This window comes from Caballeronia sp. J97 (assembly GCF_905220305.1).
In the GTDB taxonomy this organism is placed as follows: Bacteria; Pseudomonadota; Gammaproteobacteria; order Burkholderiales; family Burkholderiaceae; genus Caballeronia.
Map to the genome: position 1 here is coordinate 1 of NZ_CAJMZL010000061.1, position 8,677 is coordinate 8,677.

Annotated in this window: 10 protein-coding genes; 6 read left to right on the forward strand and 4 right to left on the reverse strand. The window is 63.4% G+C overall.

The genetic code is table 11. The features are described from left to right. Positions 1 to 51: 51 nt before the first annotated feature. Positions 52 to 504 (reverse strand): hemerythrin domain-containing protein, encoded by a 453-nt coding sequence (locus U4Y90_RS35480; protein ID WP_321801774.1) that lies wholly within the window; start codon positions 502 to 504, stop codon positions 52 to 54. Positions 505 to 666: 162 nt separating this feature from the next. Continuing rightward, the gene (locus U4Y90_RS35485; protein WP_321801759.1) at positions 667 to 2,988 is read right to left on the reverse strand and encodes an ATP-dependent DNA helicase; all 2,322 of its coding nucleotides are present in this window, start codon (positions 2,986 to 2,988) and stop codon (positions 667 to 669) included. Positions 2,989 to 3,124: 136 nt separating this feature from the next. Here U4Y90_RS35485 and U4Y90_RS35490 point away from each other — a divergent pair, with 136 nt between their 5' ends. Genes U4Y90_RS35490 through U4Y90_RS35505 form a run of 4 tightly spaced genes read left to right on the forward strand, consistent with a single transcriptional unit; the run spans position 3,125 to position 5,612 of the window. After that, positions 3,125 to 3,253 (forward strand): hypothetical protein, encoded by a 129-nt coding sequence (locus U4Y90_RS35490; protein ID WP_321801761.1) that lies wholly within the window; start codon positions 3,125 to 3,127, stop codon positions 3,251 to 3,253. Further along, positions 3,250 to 4,836, forward strand: coding sequence for an FAD-binding oxidoreductase (locus tag U4Y90_RS35495; RefSeq protein WP_321801763.1), 1,587 nt, complete (start codon positions 3,250 to 3,252; stop codon positions 4,834 to 4,836). The genes U4Y90_RS35490 and U4Y90_RS35495 overlap by 4 nt, the downstream gene beginning before the upstream one ends. Next, positions 4,833 to 5,189, forward strand: coding sequence for a hypothetical protein (locus U4Y90_RS35500; RefSeq protein ID WP_321801764.1), 357 nt, complete (start codon positions 4,833 to 4,835; stop codon positions 5,187 to 5,189). Before U4Y90_RS35495 ends, U4Y90_RS35500 begins: the two co-directional genes overlap by 4 nt. Before the next feature lie 54 nt (positions 5,190 to 5,243). Then, complete coding sequence (locus U4Y90_RS35505; protein ID WP_321801766.1) at positions 5,244 to 5,612, forward strand: DOPA 4,5-dioxygenase family protein; 369 nt, start codon at positions 5,244 to 5,246, stop codon at positions 5,610 to 5,612. Positions 5,613 to 5,665: 53 nt separating this feature from the next. Here U4Y90_RS35505 and U4Y90_RS35510 read toward each other — a convergent pair whose 3' ends face one another. Continuing rightward, entirely contained in the window at positions 5,666 to 6,232 is a 567-nt protein-coding gene (locus U4Y90_RS35510) for a phasin family protein (protein ID WP_321801768.1), read from the reverse strand. A 640-nt stretch (positions 6,233 to 6,872) separates the two neighbouring features. Here U4Y90_RS35510 and U4Y90_RS35515 point away from each other — a divergent pair. Next, positions 6,873 to 7,088, forward strand: a complete 216-nt coding sequence (locus U4Y90_RS35515) for a helix-turn-helix transcriptional regulator (RefSeq protein WP_321801769.1) — start codon at positions 6,873 to 6,875, stop codon at positions 7,086 to 7,088. Between the two features lie 31 nt (positions 7,089 to 7,119). On the opposite strand, the gene U4Y90_RS35520 is transcribed toward U4Y90_RS35515, so the two are convergent. Next, entirely contained in the window at positions 7,120 to 8,058 is a 939-nt protein-coding gene (locus tag U4Y90_RS35520; protein WP_321801771.1) for a DMT family transporter, read from the reverse strand. 235 nt (positions 8,059 to 8,293) lie between these two features. Between U4Y90_RS35520 and U4Y90_RS35525 the strand changes: the two genes are divergently transcribed. After that, positions 8,294 to 8,629: a hypothetical protein gene (locus U4Y90_RS35525; protein WP_321801772.1), complete on the forward strand. Its 336-nt coding sequence runs from the start codon at positions 8,294 to 8,296 to the stop codon at positions 8,627 to 8,629. The last annotated feature ends 48 nt before the right edge of the window (positions 8,630 to 8,677 follow it).

Here is an 8,677-nt window from a genome sequence, read left to right on the forward strand (position 1 = left end):
GCAGTGTGCGCCACTCGCGCCACGCACGCACTCCGGCTCTTGCTGCGCAATTCAGTGCGCCATCGCTGCCGCCGTGATCCGCTCCTTCAGCGCGGCCGCGCGCGCGGCCATCTTCGCGCCGATCGCGACGAGATCCATCTGCGTCTTGCGCACTTCCGGAAAGAGCGTGGTTTCCTCTTCTTCGATGTGATGCGTCGTGTTTTCCCTGAGCACCTTGAAAGTCGCGTCGAAGCCGTCTTCGCCGGCTTTCAGGTTCGCGAAGCGTTCGATCAGCGTCTTCACCAGAAAATGCTCGACATAGGCTTCGTCTACGTCGATGCGTCGATCGGCCGCGAGCGCGTCCTGCGCGACCGGGTACAGCAATTCTTCCTCGACGATCGCGTGAATCGTCAGCAGTTCGCAAGCGCGCTGAACCAGCGCGTTCTTGCGTTCGAGATCGTTGCGCTCCGCGCGTTCGAAGGCATCGAACAATTGCTCGATGGCACGGTGATCGGCTTCGAGCATGTCCAGCGCATCGATGGGTCGCGGGGTTTGAGCGATAGACAAGTGGGTTCTCCAATGGTGGGCTCTGTCGGCCCGATGGGGACATCTTCGTGCCCCTGAGGTGCCGGAGAGCAGCAAGACGAATGCCCGCGATTGACCAGTTAACGGCGGCGGCGCGCGCGTCTAAATGGTCGTATTCCTCGATCCGCCCAGATCGCGTTGCCGGAGCACTTTCACCTTCCACCACGCGGGCAGGAGACGCCGCACTTCGGCGCGCGCGAAGCGGTCGTCGATCAGATAGAGCACGCCGCGATCGAGCGGGCCGCGGATCACGCGCCCGGCCGCCTGGACGACCTTCTGCAAGCCGGGAAAAAGATACGTGTACGCATATCCCTCGCCGAACGCCTCGTGCATGCGCGCCTTCATTTGCTGATTGACGGGGTTCAGTTGCGGCAGGCCGAGCGTCGCGACGAACGCGCCGACGAGACGCGTGCCCGGCAAATCGATCGCCTCGCCGAATGCGCCGCCCAGCACCGCGAAGCCGACCCCGCGCCCGTCTGCGACGAAGCGGGCGAGAAACTCGCGTTGCGCCGCTTCGCTCATCGCGCGGGACTGCTGCCAGCATGGAATCGACGGATGGCGAGCCGCGAGCGCCGTCGCCACTTGCGCGAGATACTCGAAGCTGCTGAAGAAGCTCAGATAGTTGCCCTCGCTGCGAAAGAACTGCGCGGCGATGAGATCGGCGATGCGGTCCACCGACTGCTCGCGGTCGCGATAGCGCGTGGACAAATCGGCGATGGCGCGCACGTCGAGCTGTTCGGCGGCGAAGGGCGATTCGACATCGATCCGCACGCTCGATGCCGGCAGGCCGAGCGTGTCGGCGTAGAAGTGCGCCGGCGTGAGCGTCGCCGAAAAGAGCGCGACGCTATGGGCGCGCGCGAAGCGCGGCGCGAGATGCGGCGCGGGAATCACGTTGCGCAGGCATAGCACGGCATGGCGCTTCTTCGCGGACGAGCGCGAGCCGGCAAGCGTGATATCGAAGATCGAATGCGAACCGAAGCGCTCCGCGATGCGCGTGAAATGCACCGCATCGAAATAGAAGCGCAGGGTATCGGGCGTGAAGATGTCGGGCTGTTCGCCGAGCGTTTCCGTCATGAGCGAGACGGCTTGCCCGAGCGCGGCCAGAAAGCGCGCGGGCGGCCCGGTGTGCGCCGCGTAATCGGTGCCCGACGCGTGCTGTTCGCTCGCCGTTTCGCTCCAGCTTCGCGCGACGCGCCCGAGCGCCTTCTTGAGCAAGGGCGGCGCGTCGCGGCGCATCGCATCGAAGGCGGCCTGATCGAGCGTCGCGGAGTACATGCCGCGCGCCCGCTCGACGAGGTTGTGCGCTTCGTCGACGAGCACCGCCACGCGCCAGCGATTCGCCTCCGCGAGCGCGAAGAGCATCGCGCTCGTGTCGAAGTAGTAGTTGTAATCGCCGACGACCACGTCGCTCCAGCGCGACAGCTCCTGACTCAGATAGTACGGACAGACTTCGTGCCGCCGCGCGACCTCGGCAACCGAGGCGCGATCGAGTTGCGCACATTCGAGCGCGGCGGCGCGTGCATCGGCGAGGCGATCGTAGAAGCCGCGCGCGAGCGGACACGATTCGCCGTGGCACGCGCGATCCGGATATTCGCAGGCCTTGTCGCGCGCGACGAGCTCGACGACGCGCAAAGGCGTCGCGGCGAGCGTCGTCAGCGCATCGAGCGCGAGTTGCCGCCCTGCGCTTTTCGCGGTGAGAAAGAAGATCTTGTCGAGTTGCTGGCCGGGCCACGCCTTCAAAAGCGGAAACAGCGTGCCGACCGTTTTGCCGATGCCCGTCGGCGCTTGCGCCGCGAGACAGCGCTTCGATACCGCCGAGCGGTACACCGCTTCCGCAAGCGCGCGTTGCCCGGGGCGGAAATCGGCGTGAGGAAACGCGAGCGCTCGCAGCGCTTCGTCGCGCGCCGCACCGTGGCGAAGCTCCTGCCGCGCCCACGCGATGAAGCGCTCGCACTGCGCCTCGAAATGCGCGGCGAGCGCGCTGGCCGTCTGCGTTTCGACGAGCACGCTCTCGGTCTCGTCGACGATATCGAAATACACGAGCGCGATCTCGATGGATTCGAGCCCGAGCTTGCGGCACATCAGATGCCCATAGACGCGCGCCTGCGCCCAATGCAGATGCCGATGATTCTCCGGCATCGATTCGAGCTTGCCGCGATGCGTCTTGATCTCTTCGAGCCGGTTGAGCGCGGGATCGAAGCCATCGGCGCGGCCGCGCACGCAAAGCGGCCCGCAGGTTTCCGACAGCGAGATCTCCTTTTGGTATCCGGCCGGGCGCCGGTTCGTCACCGTGACATGGCCCGCGATGCCTTCTTGTGCGCTCGGCGCCGGCGTGAAGCGCAGATCGAGATCGCCCTGTTTCGCCGTGAATTCGCACAGCGCGCGCACGGCGACGGTGTAGGCGGGCTCGGATACTGTATGCATGTACAGCAGTCTAGCATGCGTGTCCGGACGCCAAATCCAGATCCGCGCGCAGGAATATCGGCGGCCCGCCGCGCGTTTAATGGACAAGCGTCTCGATCGTCGCGCCCGATTCACATCACTTTCGGAGGTTGATTCCATGAAGCTCGCCAGAATCGCAACAGTCATGCTCGCTCTGCTCGCCGGCCTGCTCGCGGGCTGTCAGACCGATGGCAATTCGGGGACGTCGGGCACGACGTCGAATAGCGGCAGCAGCGGCGGCTATTGAGCACGCGGACGCTAGCGCCGGGATTATCGGCGGCGCAGTCTCGCGCCGCGCTCGCGGATTTCGCGGCGGCGCTCGGCAGCGATGCGGTGCTGTCGGACGATGCCCCGTCGTATCAGGCGTATCTCGATCCGTTCGCACCCGGCGATGCATCCGCGCATGCGCCGTCCGCGGCGGTCTTGCCGCACGATGTCGATGGCGTGCGCGCGGCGCTGTCGATCGCGAATCGATATCGCGTGCCGCTCTGGACCGTATCGACGGGGCGCAACTTCGCATACGGCGGCGCCGCGCCGCGCCTGCGCGGATGCATCGTGCTCGATTTGCGAAGGATGAAGCGCATCATCGAGATCGATGAAACGCTGGGCTACGCGCTCGTCGAGCCCGGCGTGACGTATTACGACCTGCATCGCGCGCTCGGTACGCCGCGGCGCTTCTGGCTCGATCCGCCTGCGGCCGGATGGGGCAGCGTCGTCGGCAACACGCTCGAACGCGGCTACGGCACGACGCCCTACGGCGACCACGCGGCCAGCCAGTGCGGCATGGAAGTCGTGCTGGCGAACGGGGATGTGGTGCGCACCGGCATGGGCGCAATGTCGTCGAGCCGCGACTGGCAGGTGTTCAAGGGCGGTTTCGGCCCGTCGTACGACGGCATGTTCATGCAGTCGAACTTCGGCGTCGTGACGAAGCTCGGCCTCTGGCTGATGCCCGCGCCCGAAGGCTACATGATCTGCCGCTACGCGTTCGCGCGCGAGGACGACCTAGAGCGTGTCGTCGATACGCTGCGCCCGCTCAGGATGGACGGCACGATTCAAAGCAACGCGGTCATCGAAAGCGCGGTGCGCTGGGCGGCGGGCGTGTCGACGCGCAAGGACTGGTTCGAAGGCGACGGCGCAATGCCCGACGACGCCATCGACGCGATGGCGCGCAAGATCGGCATCGGACGCTGGAACCTGCGCTTCTGCCTGTATGGACCGCCATCGCTCGTGCGGGCGCGCCGCGATATCGTGCACGCGCGCTTCAAACCGATCGCGGGCGCGACGCTTTTCGAAATGCCGTATCGCGAGGCATCGGTCGAGCCGGAAGGCGGCGGCGATCGCGCGCAGGTCGGCATTCCGGGGCTCGAAGCGTTCAACCTGCTGAACTGGCGCGGCGGCTCGGGCGCGCATATCGATTTCTCGCCGGTGTGTCCGCCCATCGGCCGCGATGCCGTCAGGCAGGTTCGCATGGTGCGCGAGCGCGCCGCGCAATTCGGCTTCGATTATTACGGCGGATTCACGGCGGGCGAACGTTCGATGCATCACATCTTCGCGGCGATTTTCGATCGCGACGATCCGAAGCAATCGCGCGATGCCGGCGCGCTGATCGAAACGCTGATCCGCGATGCGGGCGCGGCAGGCTACGGCCAATATCGCACGCATCTTTCGTATATGGACCTCGCCGCCGCGCAATACGATTTCAACGATCACGCGTCGATGCGGCTTTCGAACACGATCAAGACCGCGCTCGACCCGAACGGCATCCTGTCGCCGGGCAAGCAGGGCATCTGGCCCGCGACGCGTTCTGGCGTCGAAGGAGACGGGCGATGAGCACGACACGGCGCGCGTTCCTCATCGCGACGGGCGTATCGGGATTGCCGTGGATTCCGTTCGGCTGCACGATGCGCGCATCGACGCGCGTCTGGGTCGTCGACGAAGCGTTGCCGCAGAGCGGCGTCGTCGTGCATCGGGCGCGCATGACGGGCGCGCGTGTCGCATCGCTTTCGGGCGACGCGGGCGGATTGTGGATCGAACGGTTGTCGTCGTCGCCTTCGATCGCCGGAATCACGCGCTTCGCCGATGCGTTCGTGCTGTCGCAACTCGGCGCCGAGACCGGCATGCGCGCGACGCGTCATCGCGCCTTTGCTAACGGCGCCGTGCTCTGGACGCTCGAACGTTGCTGAACGCGGTTCGCTAAAATGACTCGCGTCTCAATATTGCCGCGCATGGATGAAACGATGAACGCCACGGACACCCGAACCATCGCCGACTGGCACGCACATGTCTACTTCGATGCCCCGAGCCGCGACGCCGCGTGGCAGCTTCGACTCGTCATCGAGCAACGGTTTGCAAGCGAGCTTCAAAACGGCGCACTGCGGCTGGGGCGGTTTCACGAACGGCCGGTCGGACCGCATCCGATGTGGTCATTCCAACTGGGATTCGGCGGGGAACTGCTTGCGCCGATGCTCGAGTGGCTGACGCTCAACCACGGCGCGCTCGATATCTTCATGCACCCGAACACCGGCGACGCGCTGGTCGATCATCGCGATTCGGCCGTGTGGATCGGCCGCTCGCACGAGCTGGTTTTGAAAAGTCTGGGCGGCTGAGGCGAAAAAAGAAAAGGCGGACCGCGTCCGCCTTTTTCGGAACCGCCGCGAGATTACTTCTTCGCGCTTGCCGTTTTCGGCGACACAGCGCGCACTGCCGTCTGGCTCGCGACGCTGGCGTCGTTTTGCGCGGCTTCGACCACTTGCTTCGCCGCCTTCCTGGCAGCTTCGTAAGCCGAGTTCGCCGATTCCGTCGCGGCATCGATCGCGGTGCGCCAAGCCTTCACCACGGCTTCGCTGCCGACGGGCGCGTTGCTCGCGAGGCTTTCGACGAATGCCTGCACGTTACGCTGCGACTTCTCGATCTGATCCTGCGCCGCTTCCATATAGCTGCCGCGCACGCCGGCCGCGATCTCGTAGACGCTCAGCCAGTACGCCTGCACGCGCTGCGCGCTGTCCTGCAGATGCTGGTTCTGAAGCGCGAGGAATTCCTGCGGATCGCGCGCGGACAGCGTCCTGGCGATGAGTGCCTGATGCTCGTCGAGCGCTGTCCTGACCGTGCGCACGTTCAGGTCGACCAGCTTTTCGAAGCCTCCGACAGCTTGTGAAGCGAGACCGAAGGTCGTATCGACCCCCTGCTTTTGTGACGCAATGACGTTTTCCGGTGCAAGACTGCTCATGCTCGACTCCATATGGAAGTGGCCGATTGATTGCCGATGAATTTGTGCGATGCAGCGAACGACCATTCTAAGACACGGCCGTGAAGTGTCAATTACGTTTTCCCGCCTTGACTTTAAACCAGTCCGCCATTTATCAAAAAAGCATTTCGACCGATATCCATTGGCAGGCTTATCAAGTAAGCGCGATTTGATCACACATCACGCTATTCGAACGGTCAATCGATTTTTTGGCAGTATTCCCGAAACAGAAAAAATGCCGACCAGTCGGCCGGCGTATGCACGTTCGTTCGGCTTCTCGCAGACTGTGCTGCGGCGACCGTGCTGCGAAGGGTGTCCGCTGGTAAACACCTAAGCTAAAAGTTACCGAATGCGTTGTTCCCCCACTTGACGCATTGATGCGCGAGTTGGAAGAATCACGCCCTGCAACACGCGCGACGGACAGGCGAGAGGCGAGTGATTTTTCCCGGTATTTCTGTCACTGCCTCGTCATCGTGAATCCGTAGGATTCACCCTCGCGCGAATGAGCCGGCGCTGAACGGCATAAAGATATAAATCGAGAGACTTGAAGAAAATGGGGCGACATTCCCAAACCCTTGGCCACCTTGAACGCAGTCACGAAGACAACGCATTGCGGCGCGCCATGGCCGCGCGACTCGACAGAGCACTGCAGAAGGCAAACATCAGTTCCGCAAAAGCCGCCGGCTGGCTCGATGTGAGCGAGCACGACGTGCAATTCTGGCGGCGCGGCATCACGGTTCCGCCGTTCGCGGCATTCAACCGCATCGCGAAGGCGCTCGACATCGATCCGCACTGGCTCTGCACGGGCCAGGCGCAGCACGCGCATCCGGCAAACTGATCGTATTCGCGACCGCGCGGTCCCTTCAGCGTCAGACTTCCTTCGATACGGCCGGCGCCGTCTTGCGTCCATGCAGGAGCACGGTGCCGATGCCGCTCGCGGCAATCACGCACATGCCGATCGCCATCCAGAAGTCCGGCACCTGTCCGAACAGCAGCCAGCTGAAGAGCGCGGCGAATGCGAGCTGGGCGTAGCCGAGCGGCGTCAGCACGGAGAGCGGCGCGCGTTGGAGCGCCTGTAGCATGAGTCCGTGCCCGGTGGTCGCCATCGTCGCCATGAAGACGACGAGCAGCCAGCTCTGGACCCGCACCTGTCCGAGTGCGGGCAGGGTTTCGGCCTGATCCATCCACACGAGCACGCATAGCATGACGGTCGCGACGAGCGCTGTGAGGAAGTTGGTCGTGATCGCGTCGTCGACGCGCGACAGATGGCTCGACACCACCTGGAAGCATGCGAACGTCGTGGCCGCGCCGATCGGATAGACCACGGTCCAGCTGAACTGACTGCCGCCCGGCCGCACGACCAGCAGCATGCCGATGAAACCGATCACGACCAGCGCCCATTTGCTGCGTGGCACTTCGTCTTTCAAGACGAGCGCCGCAAGCAGGGTGGAGATGAGCGGAGCGAGCATCGCAAGGGACGTGGTGACCGGCAGCGGCAGATGCCGCAGGCCCGCGAACGTGCATGCGGAATTGGTGAGCAGCAACACTGCGCGCACGATCTGCAGTCTCACGCTGCCCGTGCGAAAGAGCCCGAACGCGCGGCGGCGCACTTGCCAGACACCCATCACGATCATCTGAAACAGATAGCGCACCCAGAGTAGCGCCAGTAGAGGGACTGCGGTGCCGATCAGCTTGACGGTGGAATCGCTCGCCGCGAAGGTCGCCGTCGTCAGGATCATGATGGCGATGCCGGCTCCGGTGTTATCGGTATCAATCCGGTATCGCGCCTTGCCCTCTAAGGTTGCCATCGAGCTCTCGTGTTTCGCCGCCGCATGCAGCAACGCGTCCAGTCGTTCGAATGGAGTCGATGGGCATGGCGCCCGGCGTTACTGCTGACGGCATCGGTGAAGGACCGGCTTTTAGGCCGTTGCTTCAATTCTCCCGACATCGCCGTCTGCTGGCAAGGCGACAGTAAAGTTCTTTTCCGCCGTGTTGTGCGCAGGTCACTAGGAAAGAAATGTACTAGACGGTTCGAACAATCGTGTGCGCCGCGTGATCGGTTGTGATCAATCGATCGTGCTTTTTCGATCCGAGTTTTTGTCGTCGATATTTAAGACGCGGATTAGAGCTTTCCTAGCTTCGGCTCTCTACTATTACATCAACGCCGAACAACAAAGAGCAGCCGCCATGCAGAAGAAGCGCCTCATCCTTGCCGCCGCCATTATGTCGATGAGTTTGATTGTCTTTATGTCGATGAATGGTGGACGCGCAGCAGCCGATATGTTCGCGAACAGCGGTGCATCGCCGGAGCAAATGTTCTTTTTAAATGCTGGCCAGCATGATTCGTCGGTCGATTCGATCGCGATGTTTGAGCAGTGAAAATTGTAGCGGTGAAGCAGTAGAAGTACAGCAGTAGAAGTACAGCAG